Origin of the sequence: Gracilibacillus sp. HCP3S3_G5_2, assembly GCF_052063305.1 — a bacterium.
Taxonomy (GTDB): Bacteria; Bacillota; Bacilli; order Bacillales; family Amphibacillaceae; genus Gracilibacillus.
On record NZ_JBQHXU010000015.1, the window covers coordinates 1 to 18351 of the forward strand.

General features: G+C 36.1%; 20 protein-coding genes, 2 tRNA genes and 1 rRNA gene. 17 read left to right on the forward strand and 6 right to left on the reverse strand.

The window, feature by feature from the left end; all coding sequences use genetic code 11:
- The 11 genes from rrf to ACTNEP_RS18070 form a co-directional block, all read left to right on the forward strand.
- Window positions 1-110, forward strand: a 5S ribosomal RNA gene (gene rrf / locus ACTNEP_RS18020); the annotation flags it as partial.
- Window positions 111-170: 60 nt separating this feature from the next.
- Window positions 171-247: transfer RNA gene (locus tag ACTNEP_RS18025), tRNA-Met, on the forward strand.
- 45 nt (window positions 248-292) lie between these two features.
- Window positions 293-369, forward strand: a tRNA-Asp gene (locus ACTNEP_RS18030).
- A 164-nt stretch (window positions 370-533) separates the two neighbouring features.
- Entirely contained in the window at window positions 534-1520 is a 987-nt protein-coding gene (thiL, locus tag ACTNEP_RS18035) for a thiamine-phosphate kinase (RefSeq protein WP_441163446.1), read from the forward strand.
- A gap of 4 nt (window positions 1521-1524) precedes the next feature.
- The gene (tsaE, locus tag ACTNEP_RS18040; protein ID WP_441163367.1) at window positions 1525-1977 is read left to right on the forward strand and encodes a tRNA (adenosine(37)-N6)-threonylcarbamoyltransferase complex ATPase subunit type 1 TsaE; all 453 of its coding nucleotides are present in this window, start codon (window positions 1525-1527) and stop codon (window positions 1975-1977) included.
- Window positions 1977-2675, forward strand: coding sequence for a tRNA (adenosine(37)-N6)-threonylcarbamoyltransferase complex dimerization subunit type 1 TsaB (gene tsaB, locus ACTNEP_RS18045; protein ID WP_441163368.1), 699 nt, complete (start codon window positions 1977-1979; stop codon window positions 2673-2675). The genes tsaE and tsaB overlap by 1 nt, the downstream gene beginning before the upstream one ends.
- Window positions 2668-3114 (forward strand): ribosomal protein S18-alanine N-acetyltransferase, encoded by a 447-nt coding sequence (rimI, locus tag ACTNEP_RS18050; protein ID WP_441163369.1) that lies wholly within the window; start codon window positions 2668-2670, stop codon window positions 3112-3114. The genes tsaB and rimI overlap by 8 nt, the downstream gene beginning before the upstream one ends.
- The gene (gene tsaD, locus ACTNEP_RS18055) at window positions 3111-4148 is read left to right on the forward strand and encodes a tRNA (adenosine(37)-N6)-threonylcarbamoyltransferase complex transferase subunit TsaD (RefSeq protein WP_441163370.1); all 1038 of its coding nucleotides are present in this window, start codon (window positions 3111-3113) and stop codon (window positions 4146-4148) included. Before rimI ends, tsaD begins: the two co-directional genes overlap by 4 nt.
- Before the next feature lie 794 nt (window positions 4149-4942).
- Window positions 4943-5368 (forward strand): MarR family winged helix-turn-helix transcriptional regulator, encoded by a 426-nt coding sequence (locus tag ACTNEP_RS18060; protein ID WP_441163371.1) that lies wholly within the window; start codon window positions 4943-4945, stop codon window positions 5366-5368.
- Window positions 5369-5508: 140 nt separating this feature from the next.
- Window positions 5509-6354, forward strand: coding sequence for an NAD(P)H-binding protein (locus tag ACTNEP_RS18065; RefSeq protein WP_441163372.1), 846 nt, complete (start codon window positions 5509-5511; stop codon window positions 6352-6354).
- Window positions 6354-6842 (forward strand): anthrone oxygenase family protein, encoded by a 489-nt coding sequence (locus ACTNEP_RS18070; protein WP_441163373.1) that lies wholly within the window; start codon window positions 6354-6356, stop codon window positions 6840-6842. Before ACTNEP_RS18065 ends, ACTNEP_RS18070 begins: the two co-directional genes overlap by 1 nt.
- Before the next feature lie 128 nt (window positions 6843-6970).
- Here the strand turns inward: ACTNEP_RS18070 and ACTNEP_RS18075 are convergent, their stop codons facing one another.
- Complete coding sequence (locus tag ACTNEP_RS18075; protein WP_441163374.1) at window positions 6971-7330, reverse strand: DUF3021 family protein; 360 nt, start codon at window positions 7328-7330, stop codon at window positions 6971-6973.
- Between the two features lie 37 nt (window positions 7331-7367).
- Window positions 7368-9293, reverse strand: a complete 1926-nt coding sequence (locus tag ACTNEP_RS18080) for an ABC-F family ATP-binding cassette domain-containing protein (protein ID WP_441163375.1) — start codon at window positions 9291-9293, stop codon at window positions 7368-7370.
- A 169-nt stretch (window positions 9294-9462) separates the two neighbouring features.
- On the opposite strand from ACTNEP_RS18080, the gene ACTNEP_RS18085 reads away from it, so the two are divergent.
- The gene (locus ACTNEP_RS18085) at window positions 9463-10110 is read left to right on the forward strand and encodes a redox-sensing transcriptional repressor Rex (RefSeq protein WP_441163376.1); all 648 of its coding nucleotides are present in this window, start codon (window positions 9463-9465) and stop codon (window positions 10108-10110) included.
- Between the two features lie 60 nt (window positions 10111-10170).
- Window positions 10171-10488: a hypothetical protein gene (locus tag ACTNEP_RS18090; RefSeq protein WP_441163377.1), complete on the forward strand. Its 318-nt coding sequence runs from the start codon at window positions 10171-10173 to the stop codon at window positions 10486-10488.
- 11 nt (window positions 10489-10499) lie between these two features.
- On the opposite strand, the gene ACTNEP_RS18095 is transcribed toward ACTNEP_RS18090, so the two are convergent.
- Window positions 10500-10709 carry a YdiK family protein gene (locus ACTNEP_RS18095; protein ID WP_441163378.1) on the reverse strand — a complete coding sequence of 70 codons (210 nt, stop codon included), beginning with the start codon at window positions 10707-10709 and terminating at the stop codon, window positions 10500-10502.
- Window positions 10710-10713: 4 nt separating this feature from the next.
- A complete protein-coding gene (locus ACTNEP_RS18100) occupies window positions 10714-11424 on the reverse strand; it encodes a lysostaphin resistance A-like protein (RefSeq protein ID WP_441163379.1) in 711 nt (236 codons plus the stop codon).
- 255 nt (window positions 11425-11679) lie between these two features.
- Here ACTNEP_RS18100 and groES point away from each other — a divergent pair, with 255 nt between their 5' ends.
- Window positions 11680-11964, forward strand: a complete 285-nt coding sequence (gene groES / locus ACTNEP_RS18105; protein WP_441163380.1) for a co-chaperone GroES — start codon at window positions 11680-11682, stop codon at window positions 11962-11964.
- Window positions 11965-12031: 67 nt separating this feature from the next.
- Window positions 12032-13663, forward strand: coding sequence for a chaperonin GroEL (groL, locus tag ACTNEP_RS18110; protein ID WP_441163381.1), 1632 nt, complete (start codon window positions 12032-12034; stop codon window positions 13661-13663).
- 385 nt (window positions 13664-14048) lie between these two features.
- On the opposite strand, the gene ACTNEP_RS18115 is transcribed toward groL, so the two are convergent.
- Both ACTNEP_RS18115 and ACTNEP_RS18120 read right to left on the reverse strand, forming a co-directional pair.
- Window positions 14049-14720 (reverse strand): FadR/GntR family transcriptional regulator, encoded by a 672-nt coding sequence (locus ACTNEP_RS18115; protein WP_441163382.1) that lies wholly within the window; start codon window positions 14718-14720, stop codon window positions 14049-14051.
- On the reverse strand, window positions 14707-15411 hold the full coding sequence (locus tag ACTNEP_RS18120; protein ID WP_441163383.1) for a FadR/GntR family transcriptional regulator: 705 nt from the start codon (window positions 15409-15411) through the stop codon (window positions 14707-14709). The genes ACTNEP_RS18115 and ACTNEP_RS18120 overlap by 14 nt, the downstream gene beginning before the upstream one ends.
- Before the next feature lie 150 nt (window positions 15412-15561).
- On the opposite strand from ACTNEP_RS18120, the gene ACTNEP_RS18125 reads away from it, so the two are divergent.
- Together ACTNEP_RS18125 and ACTNEP_RS18130 are read left to right on the forward strand one after the other, a co-directional pair.
- Window positions 15562-16431 (forward strand): N-acetylneuraminate lyase, encoded by an 870-nt coding sequence (locus ACTNEP_RS18125; protein WP_441163384.1) that lies wholly within the window; start codon window positions 15562-15564, stop codon window positions 16429-16431.
- Window positions 16432-16475: 44 nt separating this feature from the next.
- Window positions 16476-17993, forward strand: a complete 1518-nt coding sequence (locus ACTNEP_RS18130) for a sodium:solute symporter (protein ID WP_441163385.1) — start codon at window positions 16476-16478, stop codon at window positions 17991-17993.
- The last annotated feature ends 358 nt before the right edge of the window (window positions 17994-18351 follow it).

The window sequence follows — 18351 nt, forward strand, 5'->3', positions numbered from 1 at the left end:
GCGATAGCGGAGAGGTCACACCTGTTCCCATGCCGAACACAGTAGTTAAGCTCTCCAGCGCCCATGGTAGTTGGGGCTCGCGCCCCTGCGAGAGTAGGACGTTGCCAGGCTTGTATCTTTAAAAAGAAATAGACTATATTATTAATTCATGTTTATTCTATTATTATTATCGCGGGGTGGAGCAGTCTGGTAGCTCGTCGGGCTCATAACCCGAAGGTCGCAAGTTCAAATCTTGCCCCCGCAACCAAATTTTCTTACTACGTTGAATACTAAAATATTATTGTTTTAACAAGGTCCGGTAGTTCAGTTGGTTAGAATGCCTGCCTGTCACGCAGGAGGTCGCGGGTTCGAGTCCCGTCCGGACCGCCATTTTATGACTAACAAATAGTAAACCTTAAGTTTTGATACTTAAGGTTTTTTTGTTTGTTTAAAACGATTATAATAGATAAGAACGAAACAGTGAAATAGAGGTATTTCTTCTGTCACCATGCCTTATGATTTGATATGATGTGTGTATGTTGTTATGTTTGGAGGTGAGGTTGTTGGAGGAATTTGATTTTATTAATTCCATTCAGCCTGATTTTTATCGACAATCTTCCGTAATTAAGGGGATTGGTGATGATGCAGCGATAGTAAGGCATACTAATGAAGATGTTATCATGACGGTTGATACGATGGTGGAGGGTGTTCATTTTTCCTCTAAGACAACGGAACCCTATCACATTGGTTATCGTGCCTTAGCTGCTAATATAAGCGATATTGCGGCAATGGGTGGTAAGCCAGTATCTTATGTTGTTTCGATTGTCATACCAGACAACTGGTCCTCAGAAGATTTACGCGAAATTTATCACGGTATGGACGGTTTAGCAAGAGTATTTAATATGGATCTAATTGGTGGTGACACAGTATCAGGCAAGCAGTTAGTCCTTTCCATTACCGTATTAGGAACTGTTTTAAAAGGAAAGGCTAGATATCGCAGTGATGCACAAGAAAATGATATAATCTTTGTAACCGGAACACTTGGTGATGCAGCTTGTGGTTTACATATGCTATTAAATGGCTCTCAAACAGATTATGATCACTATCGATATTTTATTAATCGACATCAGATGCCAATGCCAAGGGTTTCTTTTATCAATCAGTGTAGCCATATAAAGCGAATGGCTTTAAATGATGTCAGTGATGGAATTGCGAATGAAGCAAACGAAATAGCAAAGGCTTCTGATAAAACTTTGATTATTGATTATCATAAGGTGCCAAGCCATCCACAACTATCTGATTTTTCACCTGAACAACGTTTCAACTGGGTAATGTCAGGTGGAGAGGACTTTGAATTGATTGGCACTGTATCAGAAAGAGATTGGGAGCAAGTAAGGAAAATAGCACAACAAACCGATATCGATATTTCGGCAATTGGTGTAGTGCAAAATGATAAGAAGAAGAATGGTACAGTATGGTTACGTCATCATGATGAATTAAAAAAGTTGGAAAAATCGGGTTATACACATCTAAGAAGGTGAAATAATGAGTCTATATATCTTCGAAGCAAAAACGGAAGAAGAAACTAGACGTTTAGCAAATAAATTAGCAATACTTCTGCAGCCTGGCGATGTCTTGACACTAGAAGGTGATTTAGGTGCAGGAAAAACTACATTTACCAAAGGACTTGGAGCTGGTTTAGGGGTCACCAGAACTATCAACAGTCCGACATTTACTATTGTAAAGGAATATATGGGAGAAATTCCGTTATATCATATGGATGTTTATCGTTTAGAGAACAGTGAAGAGGATATCGGCTTTGATGAATATTTCAATGGTGATGGTATTACTGTAGTGGAATGGGCTAGATTTATTGAAGAATTTCTTCCAGATGAACGATTACAAATTCAAATAAAAAGAGTCGATGAACATACAAGGAAAATAATTTTTGATCCAATTGGTGATCACTTTGATTCAGTATGTAAGGAGCTATATTAATGATTGTATTAGCAATTGATACTTCTAATCAAGTATTAGGAGTTGCCGTAAGTAAAGATGGTGAAGTAAAAGGAGAATATATTACCAATATAAAGAGAAATCACTCGATTGGCTTAATGCCAGCAATAGACTATGTGATGCGCCAAACGGAGACAACACCTGACCAGTTAGACAGGATTGTTGTTGCGAAAGGTCCAGGCTCTTATACGGGTGTACGTATCGGTTTAGCCACTGCAAAAACCATGGCATGGACATTGAACATTCCAATAGTTGCTATCTCGAGTTTAGAATTATTAGCGCATAATGTGCGTCAACAAAATGTACTTATTTCTCCTTTTTTTGATGCACGTAGAGGTTTAGTATACACAGGCTTATATGAAAATAACTATGACCGGATTCATGTGAAAAAGGAAGATCAAAACATTTTATTAGAACAATGGTTGGATGAACTGAAAAGCTATCAAAAGCCTGTTCTGTTTTTAAGTCAGGATATGAAACAACATCAAGGGATAATTAAAGACAAATTAGGGAAATTCGCCAATTTCCCTCCTGCTATCGATCATCTTCCTCGTCCAGGTCAATTAGCATTGTTAGGTGAACAGCGTAATGAAGAGAATATACATGAACTAACACCGAACTATATTCGGTTAGTAGAAGCAGAAGCAAAATGGTTAAAGGAACAAGAACAAAATGGTTAAGATTCAATTTCGTAAAATGAAAGCATCTGATATAGATGCAGTGCAAGAGATAGATAAACGCTCCTTTCCGATCCCTTGGCCAAAGGATATATATGAAGAAGAATTAACCAAGAACCAATATGCACAGTATTTTGTCGCAACCCTAGATGAAAAGATAATAGGTTTTTGTGGTTCATGGATGGTGATCGATGAAGCGCAAATAACCAATATTGCGATTGATCCGGATTATAGAGGAAAAGGATACGGACAAGGATTATTTCAATATGTTATTAATTATGCTGTTGCACATGGCATTCGCCATTTATCATTGGAAGTTAGAGTTTCTAATCTAACGGCCCAGCAAATGTACAAAAAGTTTGGAATGCAACCTGGGGGAATCCGAAAAAATTATTATAGTGATAACCAAGAAGATGCTTTAGTATTGTGGGTGAATTTATGAGTGAATATATTGTAGGTATTGAAACAAGCTGTGATGAAACAGCTGCAGCCATTATAAAAGACGGTCGAGAAATAGTTTCTAATGTAGTAGCATCTCAAATCGAGAGCCATAAACGTTTTGGTGGCGTAGTCCCTGAAATAGCTTCCCGACATCATGTAGAGCAGATGACGATCGTTTTAGAAGAAACATTTGCAAAGGCAAATTTAACTATGAAGGATATAGATGCAGTTGCCGTAACGGAGGGACCTGGTTTAGTCGGTGCACTTTTGGTAGGTGTCAATGCTGCGAAGGGATTAGCCTATGCTCATCAAAAACCATTAGTCGGTGTTCACCATATTGCTGGTCATATTTATGCTAACCGATTGGAAAAGGAATTTGCATTTCCACTGTTAGCTTTAGTCGTTTCCGGTGGACATACTGAACTGATACTGATGAAAGAACATGGTGATTTCGAAATTATTGGGGAAACAAGAGACGATGCTGCAGGTGAAGCATATGATAAAGTGGCGCGAACTTTGGAATTACCTTATCCAGGTGGCCCTAAGATTGATCAGTTAGCACATCGAGGAGAAGCTAACATTGAATTCCCGCGTGCATGGCTAGAAGAGGATTCCTATGATTTTAGTTTTAGTGGATTAAAATCAGCTGTTATTAATACATTGCACAATGCCAAACAAAAAGGTGAAACGTTAAAACAAGAAGATGTAGCAGCAAGTTTTCAAGCAAGTGTTGTAGAGGTCTTAACAGAGAAAACCTTTCAAGCTGCCAAACAATATGGTGTGAAACAAGTGATTGTTGCAGGCGGTGTTGCGGCTAACAAAGGGTTGCGAGCAGCGATGCAAGCTAAGTTTGAGCCGGAAGAAGCTGTAGAATTACTATTTCCATCATTATCGCTATGTACAGATAATGCAGCAATGATTGCAGCAGCAGGATCTATTGCTTTCAAGCAAGGACATCGCGCACAATGGGATTTAAATGCTAATCCGGGGTTAAACCTAGAAAGGTATGCTAGTAGATCGAAGCTAGAACGCTAATAAGTTCTAGCTTTTTTCATTTGGAAAGAAAGTATAAAATCAGCGTAATGACCGTGTTAACGAAGTAGATTTTGAAATGTATGATGTAGATTTGCAACGCTCCGGTTAGAAGTAGTTTGAAATGATATGTAGACGGAAAGCATCGCTCCAGCTGTCCGCTTCCCTTTCCGTGGGGTTTTACCTTCAGCTAACTTTTCCAAGCAAAAACTGCTTGAAAAAGTGGATCTTCAGGTAAAACAGTTTCCACAGGAGTTGAAGCGGGCGACTTCCGCTATAAAGCAGCTCTACAACGTAAGTGACAGCTAACTTTTTGAGGTTTTATACAATGTAAAATTAAAGACGTAATGTCCGAACGGTAAAAAATGTAGATCGTTATTTAGCGAAGTGGGCAAGCCACAGCGGTTGTTACGCCTATTATTTATGTCAAAATAACTCTTTGGACAGGACCGGGTGGGCTTTCCCGGTTTTTCTTACTGCTAAGAAAAAGAGAAATGTCTTAACAGTAAATCGGATTTTTATCCACAGCTCATTCAAAGCAAATGTGGATGATTGCTTAATCCTTATGATATCAAGGATTTATAACGCTTTAAAAATGTGGATAAAACACACTCTAAATGTGGATAATGTGGACAAAGTTCTTGATAATTGATTTGCAAGGAGTGAATAAGTGGATAAGCATGTGTATAAATAATAACAAATATATTTTGATAATCATTCATTAACACTTTACAAATCAGAAGAATATGTGTATTATTTAGTTGCACAAACAAATAAAATAAAAGAGGAATTATATTATGTTAAATGTATATTTGAAAGAATGTTTATATTTTACATCAAGTCGTTTTACGAGAATTATAACGAAGATGGCTGAGGAAGAATTTACCCGAAGCGGCTTATCACCAACTGCAGCCTATTTATTAATGGTTCTATATGAGAATCAAGGGCTGTCACAAAAAGAAATTGGCGAAATATTACATTTACGACCCTCAACTGTTACACGTATTTGTGAAAAACTGAAGATGAAAGGATTGGTTTACAATAAAGTTGAGGGACGCACATCCTATATTTATACCACGGAGGAAGGAAAAGAACTGGAGGCAACGATCTATGATTGTTGGATGAGATTACGTGACCGCTATGCCGAAATACTAGGACGAGAAACAGCGGATGAACTCTCAGTTCAGCTAGAACGTATGAGCGATGAGTTAGAAAAATTATAGTGGTTGAATTTTCTTCAACCATTTTCTTATAGAAAAATAGTTGCTTGTGCAAACAAGTATTTTGTGGGGGTGATTGATGAGTAAAAGAGAAAATTAGAAAACACATAAATCTGAGGAAAAGAATAGAAGGAGGAGAAATGATGTTACAAAGACAAATGAATGAAAAGCAAAAGCCAATTTTAGTTTTAGGTGGTAACGGAAAAACCGGAAAGCGTGTTGCGGAACGTTTATTATCGATGGGCCTTCCTGTAAGAATCGGATCAAGGCATAGTGAACAACCTTTTTACTGGGAAGATAAATCAACATGGCAAAAAGTATTAGAAGATGTAGCTGCTGTGTACATTGTGTATAGTCCTGATCTTGCTGTACCATGTGCTGCCGAGGATATTAAGAAGTTTACAAAGATAGCTTTACAAAATAATGTAAAACGCCTTGTATTACTATCTGGCCGTGGTGAAGAAGGAGCGGTAAAAAGTGAAAATGAACTAAAAAATTCAGATGCTGATTGGACAATATTGAGATCAGGCTGGTTCAATCAAAACTTTAGTGAAGCTTTTTTGCTTGACCAAATCAGAGAAGGTATTATTGCATTACCTGTGGGTAAGGTTACGGAACCATTCATAGATATAGATGATCTTGCGGAAGTTGCTGTAAAGGTGCTAACAGAAGATGGACACATAGGAAAACTATATGAATTAACAGGGCCAAGATTAATGACATTCCAAGAAGCAACAAATGAGATATCTGCTGTTATACAAAGCAATATCAGTTATATGAAGTTAACTAATCAGCAATTTAAAGAAGGATTATATGAAGCTGAGACACCTGCACCTACAATAGAACTGCTGATGGAATTATTTACATCTGTGCTTGATGGAAGAAATTCTTTTTTAGGAGATGGAGTACAACAGGTGCTAGGACGTGAGCCAATAGATTTTACAGAGTATGTTCAAAAAACAGTCAAAACGGGAGTATGGGGTGAATAATGATCAATATATTGGACCATATCCATGTTCTTCTGATTGTGGTTACGATTATCGGAATTGGGATAAATGCAGGGATATATTTTGCCTTTTCTACATTCATTATGAACGCTTTGTCACAAACATCCCCTGAAAAAGCGATTACTACTATGAAGTTGATAAACATTCATATTCTTAATGTCTGGTTCGGAATAGTTTTTGGGGGATCGAGTTTTCTATGTATTCTACTAGGGATCATTACAATTTTTACATGGAATGGATCAGTTTCGATCATTATATTGATAGGAAGCTTTCTCTTCCTGATAGGAACTATTGCAGTAACAATGTTTTATAATGTACCATTAAACGAAAAATTGGATAAATCCGAAGCAAGTGCGAGTGATGCGAACAAAATATGGGATTACTATCTACAACACTGGACAAAATGGAATCATGTTCGGACAGTGAGTTCCATATGCTCCATGGTATGTTTTCTTTTGGTTTTGATATAGTGGCGTGTTAACAAAGAGCATTCTTGACATGGAGAATGCTCTTGACCACTAAAAATAAAAAAAGATACAAGAGAGATCTCTCGTATCTTTTATTCAACAATCGCGCCCGTTAATGGAGCACCTATTTATCACCATGAAAAAACTATTGCTAATATAAACATAACCAGCCATAAAATCACACCAACCAAAATAAAAACAAGAAATACTTTTAACGCATCAAATACAGAAACTATTGTAAACCATCCACTTAATAGCAATATAGGATAAACAGTTATTAGCATGATTAAAAAATGAACAACACTTTGCTTAGTTAAACTCCAATGGTCTATATTATAAATTACGGTTGTTGCACCAACAAAAAAAGCGATTAAACTTGCAAAAAATGTGCTTTTAGCATCTGAATATTTTTCTTGATAATTAAGTAGTAAAGCGATTCCACTCATAATAATAAAGGGTATCCCACCTCTTAAAAGAGCATTGATAACCAAGACTTTTTTTCACCTCTTTCTCTTTTACTGTTATAGGTTATTCGTGTAATGTTTCCCATTCTTCCATTAATGATTCTAATCTTGCCTTTAAGGAATCATTTTGATTAGTTAGTTCCAATGCTTTTTCATGATCTTGAAAAACATCAGGATCACATAACATTTGGTCAATTTCTTCCATTTCTAACTCGAGTTGGTCAATTTCATCTTCAATTTCCTTAATTCTACGTTCTTTTTTTCGTTGTTCTTTCTTTAATTGCTTTTCTTTTTCATAATTAGATTTGGTATGATCGGATTTCTCTACTGTTTTCGTTTCTACCATTTTAAGTTCAGCAAGCTCTCGCTCTTCTTGTTTTTTCTCTACATAATAATCATAGTCACCTAAATAGAGCGTTGTTTTGTCTGCTTGCATCTCTAGTACATGAGTAGCTATTCTATTAATAAAGTAACGATCGTGGGAAACAAATAATATCGAGCCAGGATAGTCGATCAAGGCAGCTTCTAACACTTCTTTACTATCCAGATCTAAATGGTTGGTTGGCTCGTCTAGTAACAGGAAGTTAGCTTTCTCCATCATTAATTTTGCCAAAGCGAGTCGTGCTTTCTCACCACCACTTAAAGCAGAAACGGTCCGTAAGACATCATCTCCGGTGAAAAGGAAGTTACCTAGAATCGTACGAATGTCCCTTTCATTCATCATCGGATATTCATCCCATAATTCATTCAATACCGTTTTCTTTGGATGTAATTGTGTTTGTTCTTGATCATAATAGCCAATTTGTACATTTGTGCCAAGTTGAATCTCACCTGAAGCAGGATCTAGCTGTCCGATAATCGTTTTTAATAAGGTTGATTTTCCAACACCATTTGGTCCGACCAATGCAATACTATCTCCACGTTCCATGTGCAAGTTAAGGTTGGAAAAAATGAAAGGATCTGTTTCACGATAGCGAAAGGATAGATCATTCATTTTTAATACGTCATTGCCACTTCTACGATCAATCGTAAAAGAGAACTTTGCCGAGTTTTCATCTCCTGCAGGTTTGTCCATGACTTCCATTTTTTCTAATTGCTTTCGTCTGCTTTGGGCACGTTTAGTAGTGGAAGCACGTACAATATTTTTCTGAATAAACTCTTCCATTCTTTTCATTTCATTTTGTTGTTTTTCATACAGCTTAAGGTCGCGCTCATAGTTTGCCGCTTTTTGTTGTAAATAGTCACTATAATTTCCGTGATACTTAGTAGAATGATGCCGAGAGATTTCATAGACAATATTCACGGTTTTATCAAGGAAGTAACGGTCGTGGGATACGATGACGACAGCACCCTGATAATTGTTTAAATAACCTTCTAACCAGGTCAAGGTTTGAATATCCAAATGGTTGGTAGGCTCATCTAGAATGAGAATATCAGGCTTCGTTAATAACAGTTTCCCTAATGCCAGCCTTGTTTTCTGCCCGCCACTTAGTGTAGCGATGGAGGTTGTCCACATGGTTTCAGGAAAATCAAGACCATTTAACACTGCTTTGATGTCCGCTTCATACTGATATCCGCCGGCAAGCTTAAAATTTTCCTGTTTTTGATCATAGCTAGTAAGTAGCTGCTCATAGCGTTCACTATCAGCAATCAAATCAGGATCACCCATTTGTTGCTCCATCTGGCGCAATGTGCTTTCTTCCTTTTGAAAATGCGCAAATATTTTGAGCATCTCTTCCCAAATTGTTTCATTGGAGTCTAGGCCGGAATGTTGGGCAAGGTACCCCAATGATACCTCTTTTGGTTTATGAATTTCCCCTTCATCATAACTAAGTTGATTGGAAATAATATTTAAAAGTGTCGATTTACCAGCACCGTTACGTCCTACAATGGCAATACGGTCGTTACTTTTTATCTCTAGTTTTATATTAGACAAGATCAGTTCTGCACCAAATCTTTTTGTTAAATTGTTTACTTGTAAATAAATCATCTGCTTTTCACCTCTAATATGTTTAGTGTATCGGAAAGCAGATACCACTGCAAGCACGGTTGATTAGGCTTAAGTGAATTATTTCACGACATTTATCCGTTTTTCTGATAGAATAAAAAATAAGTATAAACATTCACAAATCCAAACCGAACAATAGTAAGGGGAATGAATGATAATGAATCAGAATAAGATACCACAAGCTACGGCAAAACGCTTACCATTATATTACCGTTTTTTAAATAATCTTCATATCCAAGGAAAATCACGAGTATCGTCGAAAGAATTAAGTGATGCGATTAAAGTGGATTCTGCTACGATCAGACGAGATTTCTCTTATTTTGGCGCCTTAGGAAAAAAAGGATATGGTTACAATGTCGAATATTTGCTTGGCTTTTTCCGAAAAACATTAGATCAGGATGAAAATACGCCTGTAGCTCTAATTGGTGTTGGTAATTTGGGAACCGCTTTTTTAAATTATAATTTTACTAAAAACAATAATACAAAAATTGAAGTCGCTTTTGATGCAGATAAACGTAAGGTCGGTAAAACGATTGGAAATATTCAGGTACATCACATTGACGATCTAGAGGATAATCTAGAAAATATAACGGTAGCTATTTTAACAGTACCTGTCTCAGAAGCACAGAGTATTACCGACCGTCTGGTGAAAGCAGGGATAAGCGGGATATTAAATTTTACTCCAGCAAGAATTACTGTACCAGAAAATGTACGTGTACATCATATTGACTTAGCAGTAGAATTACAATCACTCGCTTATTTTATGAAGCATTATCCGTTAGAGAATGGAGAAGAATGAAAGACAACCTCAAGGTAGTTCGATCTTATCTTCTGAGTTATAGTTGATTTATAAAGGTCAATGAAGGACAAAAAAGAAGAAAACCCAAGGAAAGAGTCTTTCATAAGAGTGATGAAGGACAAAAAAGAAGAAAAACCCAAGGAAAGAGTCTTTCATAAGAGTGATGAAGGACAAAAAAGAAGAAAACCCAAGGAAAGAGTCTTTCATAAGAGTGATGAAGGACAAAAAAGAAGAAAACCCAAGGAAAGAGTCTTTCATAAGAGTGATGAGGGACAAAAAAGAAGAAAACTCAAGGAAAGAGTCTTTCAAAAGAGCGATGAAGGACAAAAAAGAAGAAAACTCAAGGAAAGAGTCTTTCATAAAAATAGACTCAGCTAACAAAGCTGAGTCTATTTTTTCTTGTCTTCATTTGCTTTTTTAATGCGAAAATGTAAATTTATCAGTCTTACAGCAACGACAAAGTCAATCGTAGCAAATGTAGCTAATAAAATGGTGAAAAAATTAAAAACAGTTTCTTCTGCCGATTGGATTGCGATATAGGTGAATAACGCTCCTAATGCAATGTAAAAAAAGGCAGAACGTAACGGTGAAATACGCATAATACTATTGTCCTCCAATGAGAATCATCATTAATTGCTCCAGTTGTTCCATTTGTTGTTCTATTTCTTCTGGATCGACGGATAATTGACCAATCACAGCGAAAGTATTAATCGACATATGTGCAATTATAGGGACGATGATTCGTTTTGTCTCTACATATAGGAAGGCAAATACCATTCCTATTGCAGTATATGTTAACAGATGCTCGAAATCCATATGGACTGCAGCAAAGATCACTCCTGATAGTAACGCAGCAAAAAAGAAGTTCATTCTTTTATACAGTGATCCGAAAATAGCTTTTCGAAATACCAGTTCCTCCAAAATGGGACCTAATACAGAAATAATGACTATAAAAATAGGTGCTTGCCTAGCAATATTCATTAAATCCATCGTATTTTCTGATCCTGGCGGTATGCCAAGCACAAATGTTTCAATAATAATCGAAACATATTGTGTAATTAAAACTAAAATAAAACCAAGGAATGACCACAATATGATCGCACCTATTTTTTTATCCCTTGACTGAAAGAAATCCTTCATTTCATCGCGTAATAATATCATTGAAATAATGAGTGCCACTGTGAAACTCATCACTGACCATGCTACAGAAAATGCTTCCCGGTTTTCAATGAAAGGTAGAAACGGTAGGGCTAATAAACTGGAAAACTGCATGACAACATACGTTATGATCAAATAAATGTATTTTCTCGGCAAAGTAGAACGACTCCCTTAAATTCTTTTTACTGTCATGATACGTATTTTAACATAAATTTAGAATGAAATTGAAATACTTCGTCTACATCTAAAAAGTATGTGCTTATTTTGCATAAAAAATTTTAAAAAAACGTTATTAAAATACTTGCAAAAAAATATAGATTTCATTATTATAATAATTGTGTTAGCACTCCTCTTGAACGAGTGCTAATAATCAACAAAATAATGAATGAGAAATCCAAGGAGGTAACAAAGATGCTTAAACCATTAGGTGATCGTGTCATTATTGAGCTTGTAGAACAAGAAGAAAAAACAGCGAGTGGAATTGTTCTTCCAGATTCTGCGAAAGAAAAACCACAGGAAGGTAAGGTTGTAGCTGTTGGCTCTGGTCGTGTAACAGATAATGGAGAAAAAGTTGCACTTGAAGTTGAAGAAGGTAGCACCATTATTTTCTCTAAGTTTGCAGGTACAGAAGTAAAATATGAAGGCAAAGAATACTTAATTCTTCGTGAAAGTGACATTCTAGCAGTTGTAGGCTAAGTTGAACGAAGAGTATGAACGATAAATAAACATAACATTTTCCAAATTCTAAGGAGGTTTTTTTACAATGGCTAAAGAATTAAAATTTAGTGAAGATGCACGTCGCGCAATGTTACGTGGGGTTGATACACTTGCAAATGCAGTAAAAGTAACATTAGGACCAAAAGGTCGTAACGTTGTTTTAGATAAAAAATTCGGTTCACCACTTATTACAAATGATGGTGTAACAATCGCGAAAGAAATCGAATTAGAAGATAAATTCGAAAACATGGGTGCACAATTAGTATCTGAAGTGGCATCTCAAACAAATGATGTAGCTGGCGACGGTACTACTACTGCAACTGTTCTTGCACAGGCAATGATCCAAGAAGGATTGAAAAACGTTGCATCTGGTGCAAATCCAGTAGGTGTACGCCGCGGTATCGAAAAAGCGGTAGAAGTAGCTACAGAAGAACTACGTAAAATCTCTAACCCAATTGAAAGCAAGGATTCCATTGCACAAGTTGCAGCTATCTCTGCTGCTGATGAAGAAGTAGGTAAGCTTATTGCTGAAGCAATGGAACGCGTTGGTAACGACGGTGTTATCACTATTGAAGAATCTAAAGGCTTCTCAACAGAACTAGAAGTGGTAGAAGGTATGCAATTTGATCGTGGTTATGCTTCTCCATACATGGTTACAGACCAAGATAAAATGGAAGCAGAACTTGAAGATCCATACATCTTAATTACAGATAAGAAAATCAATAATATCCAAGAAGTATTACCAGTACTAGAGCAAGTTGTACAACAAGGTAAACCACTTCTATTAATTGCGGAAGACGTTGAAGGTGAAGCACTTGCTACATTAGTAGTGAACAAACTTCGTGGTACATTTAATGCAGTAGCTGTAAAAGCTCCTGGATTCGGTGACCGTCGTAAAGCAATGCTAGAAGATATCGCTGTATTAACTGGTGCTGAAGTTATTACAGAAGATCTTGGATTAGACCTTAAAAACACTACTATTGAGCAATTAGGTCGCGCTTCTAAAGTAGTTGTAACAAAAGAAAATACAACTATCGTAGAAGGATCTGGTGACTCAGAACAAATCGCTTCTCGCGTAGCTCAAATCCGTGCACAAGTAGAAGAAACTACTTCAGAGTTTGATAAAGAAAAACTACAAGAACGCCTAGCTAAACTTGCTGGTGGTGTAGCAGTAGTTAAAGTTGGTGCGGCAACTGAAACGGAGCTTAAAGAACGTAAGCTACGTATTGAGGACGCATTGAACTCAACTCGTGCAGCAGTTCAAGAAGGTATCGTTTCTGGTGGTGGTACTGCATTACTTAACGTATACAACCAAGTTGCAGAGCTAGGACTTGAAGGAGACGAAGCAACTGGTGTTAATATCGTTCTTCGCGCATTAGAAGCACCAGTTCGTCAAATTGCAGAGAATGCAGGACTTGAAGGTTCTATTATTGTAGAACGTCTAAAAGGTGAAGAGGTTGGTGTAGGATTCAACGCTGCAACTGGTGAATGGGTAAATATGATCGACGCAGGTATTGTTGATCCTACAAAAGTTACTCGTTCTGCACTGCAAAACGCTGCATCTGTATCTGCGATGTTCTTAACTACTGAAGCAGTAGTAGCAGAGATTCCAGAAGAAAATGCTGGCGGCGCAGCACCTGACATGGGTGGCATGGGCGGAATGGGCGGCATGATGTAATAGCTGCTCAAACCCTTGATTTACAAGCAAAATAACAACATCATATAATATTTAAAGAGGCTTTTCATTAGTTAACCAAACTTTTGAAAAGCCTCTTTCTTTATTATTGGAAACGGGGGGAACAGCTCGAGAAATCATATAATCGATACTTACTGCAGTTATACAATTGGCGTCATGTCATTACTAGGTATTTATTTATATCACTAGAAAAGTTCAAATGAGATCTGGTTTTCTTACATTAGTTATCTTCACGTAAAGTCTTTAGCTGTTAGTTGAGTGCAATTCCCGTTTATACAAAATATTTTTACTCCTGAAGATATGACAAGTTTCTTTCTTTGAGGGCACTAAGGCGTGCAAAACTGGAACAAAATCTATCCCCTCTTTGCTACACATCTGTTTTTTTGATATGATGAGTAATCAGGGATTTTGCTTTATCTGAGTTCTCCTCCATGAGGGCTTGGACGATTTCTGTATGTTCTTTAATAATCTCAGCATATTTCTCTGCTGTTATTTGTAAATGTTGTACTTGGAAGAAATAACTGGTAATCATATTTGTTAGTTGTATAAATAAATGGTTATTGGTTAATGTAAGTAATTGCTTATGAAATTGAACATCTGCTTCTCTGTATTCTTCTTGATTCGTAGCCTTTCTACTATCTTCTACTGTTCTCATTAGTCCTTCTAATGATTGTTTGTCATTTTCTTTAAGAATCTCGTCAATGGCGCTAGTCTCAAATATGGCTCGTAGGCTTAATATGTCCTCTAATTTTCCCCCATTAATTTGCCATAAGAAAAAATAATTGTCTAAAAGACTAGTTATGTTAGACTCGTTCAAAAAGGCTCCTTGTCCTTGTTTGACACGTATAACTTCTGTGTTTTCTAGGTAACTGAGTGCTTCTCTGATGACAGAGCGGCTCACGCCAAACATTTCCATGAAATTCCTTTCTGTAGGCAGCTGGTCACCTGCTTTTAATTGATTATCGGTGATATATTTCTTTATCTCATGAATCACACTTATTTTTAGAGACTTTCTTTCTGTTACATCAATTGGTTTCATTTGAGGAATCTTCCTCCATTTGATTAATATAGTTGAAAATTGGTTTAAAGTGTTCTTTCATTACATGCTGAGCAGTATATAATTCTTTGCTTTCTAAGGCTGTAATTATTGCTTCATGTTGTTTAAAAGATCTTACATGGGATTCTTCATTCTCTATTAGTTCAATCTTTGTGTGTGAAAAATACTCGTTGATAATTTTGCTGAAATTAAGATAGGTTTTATTGGCTGTCCCTTTTATTAGATTTTCATGAAATAATTGATCATATTTTTTGTTTTCTCGTTTATTCATTGTTTCCAAATAACGATGATTAATGTTACGAAGCTCATCGAAATCTAAGTCAATATTCTTTTCAATAATTAATCGTAAGGCACCTAATTCTAGGATTTCACGAATTTCTATTAATTCCTTAATTTTCACACCATAGGTTTCATAGTGGTGTTTTAATATGATATTGATAGAGTCCAATTGGTTGTCCGTGATATATATGCCTCCACCTGATTTCACATACAATAGTCCAACTGCTTGCAGGGACTTTAATGCCTCTCGGACAACGGTACGGCTTACTTGCAGTTTGTCCATCAATTCCTTCTCAGATAGGAATCTATCATTGGGTTTCAAGTCATGTTCTATAATATAGCCTTTTATTCTTTCTATTACAACATCCACTAAGGAAGGTTTCTGGATCACCATCTTATCACCTCTAATAAACATATAATACCATATTATTTATTCTTAAAACTATCATAAAAACGATTGACAATGATAATTATAGCATGTAAGATAAAACTGTAAAAAAATTGGTCTGACAATCATACAGGTTGTTGTTTAGGAGGAAATGAAATGAAAGGTTTATTTTCAGCATTACTTGTACCATTTGATGAAAACGGAAACATAAAGGAAGAGGGGTTACGTCAAGTAGTTAGACAAAATATAGATAACCAACAAGTAGATGGTTTGTATGTAAATGGTAGTTCTGGTGAGAATTTTATACTTTCTACAGAACAGAAGAAAGCTGTTTTCAAAATCGTAAGTGAAGAAAATAAAAAACAAGTGAAACTAATTGCTCAAGTTGGTTCTGTTAATTTAAACGAGTCGATAGAGTTAGCGAAATATGCTACAGAACTTGGGTATGATAGTTTATCAGCAGTTACCCCGTTCTATTACAAGTTTTCTTTTGATGAAATAAAAGATTACTATGAAGCTATCATTGAAGCAACAGGAAATAATATGATTATTTATGCAATTCCTTCTCTCACGGGAGTTTCTATGTCCCTAGATCAATTTGATGAACTTTTTCAAAATGAAAAGGTCATTGGACTAAAATATACGGATGGTAATTTCTATCTGCTAGAACGTCTTAGAAAAAGGTACCCAGATAAACTTATCTACTCTGGGTTCGATGAAATGCTTATCTATGGTGTAATCTCTGGAGTCGATGGTGCCATTGGCAGTACATTTAATATAAATGGACGAATGGCGAGAAAGTTAATCGACTTATGTAAGATTGGGAAGGTGAACGAGGCTTATGACGTTCAACATCAAATGAATGATTTGATTGAAAGCATTTTAGAGTTAGGATTACACCAAACCTTAAAAGAAATTTTAAAGGTAAAGGGAATTGATGCAGGAACGGTGAAGAAACCTTTGAGAGAATTTGATTCACATAAAATAGAAGAAGTAAAACAATTAGTTGATACGTTTGATCTATAAGCATGATCGCTAAAAAAGAATTAGATACTAAAGGAGGAGTTTGAATGGAAAAGGTAGGTTTTGGTACTGGTAACTGGATTGTGTTAGTTATTTATCTATTGGCCATGCTGGTTATCGGTGTATATTTTATGAAAAAATCTGGAGAAGATACAGACGCATATTTTACGGCTGGAGGTAAAATTCCAGCATGGGCAGCAGGATTCAGTATATATGCAACTACGTTAAGTGCTATTACCTATATGTCAACTCCTGAACAAGCATTTTTAACGGATTGGTCATATGCTTTTCAAAATCTAACTATTTTTGCTATTATTCCTGTATTAATTTACTTTTATGTACCTTTTTTCCGAAAATTAAATGTAACAACTGCTTATGAATATTTGGAAGAAAGATTTGGGGTTTCTCTTCGTGTGTTAAGTAGTTTGCTATTTATTCTCTACCATATTGGTCGAATTGCTATTGTTATTTACTTGCCAACTTTAGCAATTACGATTGTTACCGACATTGATCCCATTATTGTGGCATCTATCGTAGGAATCCTTTGTATTATTTATACGTTCTTAGGGGGAATGCGTGGTGTTATTTGGAGTGATGTTATCCAAGGTATCATTCTATTAGTGGGAGCTATTGTATTACTATTTCTTGGGATTAATGCCATTGATGGGGGACTTGCTACCATCATGACAGATGCTATCAGCAATGATAAGTTAGTTAGCAGCAAGAATTTCCAATTCGGTACTGCTAGTGCTGCCATACCGATTATATTCTTAGGTGCTATCTTTAATAATTTACATCAATACACGGCAAGCCAAGATGTTGTTCAGCGTTATCAAACAACTAGTTCTATCAAAGAAACGAACAAATCCTTATGGACAAATGGAATTTTGGCTTTAATTACGATACCAATCTTTTTTGGAATGGGAACTATTTTCTATAGTTATTATAACCATGTAGAAGTACTTCCAGATGGGTTTAACACATCAGCCATTGTACCCTATTTCATTGTCACTAACTTACCTGCTGGTGTAGCAGGACTATTAATTGCAGCTATATTCGCTGCCTGCCAGTCTACGATTTCATCTAGCTTAAATAGTATTTCTGCTTGTGTAACGGTCGACTTTAAACAGAGATTTTTTGGTGAAGGCGGTAGCAAAGGTGATGTATGGTGGGCAAGAATTGTGGTTGTCGTGGCAGGTATACTCGGGATGTCAGCAGCATTGTATTTAATCTCCACGAATCAAGCGGAAACCTGGAACTTGTTCCTAAGTCTAACAGGATTGTTTGGCGTTCCAATTGCAGGTATTTTTGCTTTAGGGATCTTTACTAAGCGAGCGAATGCTCCAGGGGTATTAATTGGTTTATTTTTAAGTGCCTTAACTTCTTACTTTGTATCCAAAACCGACTTAACTCCTTTTGCTGTAAGTATGATGTCGTTCTTTAGTTCCTTTATTTATGGATATTTGATAAGTTTGCTGTTTTCTAAATATAACAAGAATATTACTGGTCTTACAATCTATACGAAGAATGAAAAATACATCAAAGTTGATTCAAAGGTGAGTTAACTGAAAGAAAGAGATAGACGGATTTTCATTGTTTTAAAAAAATAGGGAGATCCGTCTATCTATCCTAACTATATGGAAGGTAAAGAATGTTTGATTTACTTCATGGTTAGCTGAATAACAGAGAAAAAAGATGTATTCCCCTCCGTTATTTGATTATGACCGGGTTAACAGACAATTGATGATTATTATTTCTACACTAATGTTCTTCTTAGGCTTTAGGATGAAATCGTAGAGGAGATAATTAACCCAATTGAAAGTGAATAATGTAATTAAATTTTCCTAAAAAATGTTAACATTTTATGGGTGGCATGATGTAATAACCTAGATTTACATGCAAAATACTAACATTATATAATAT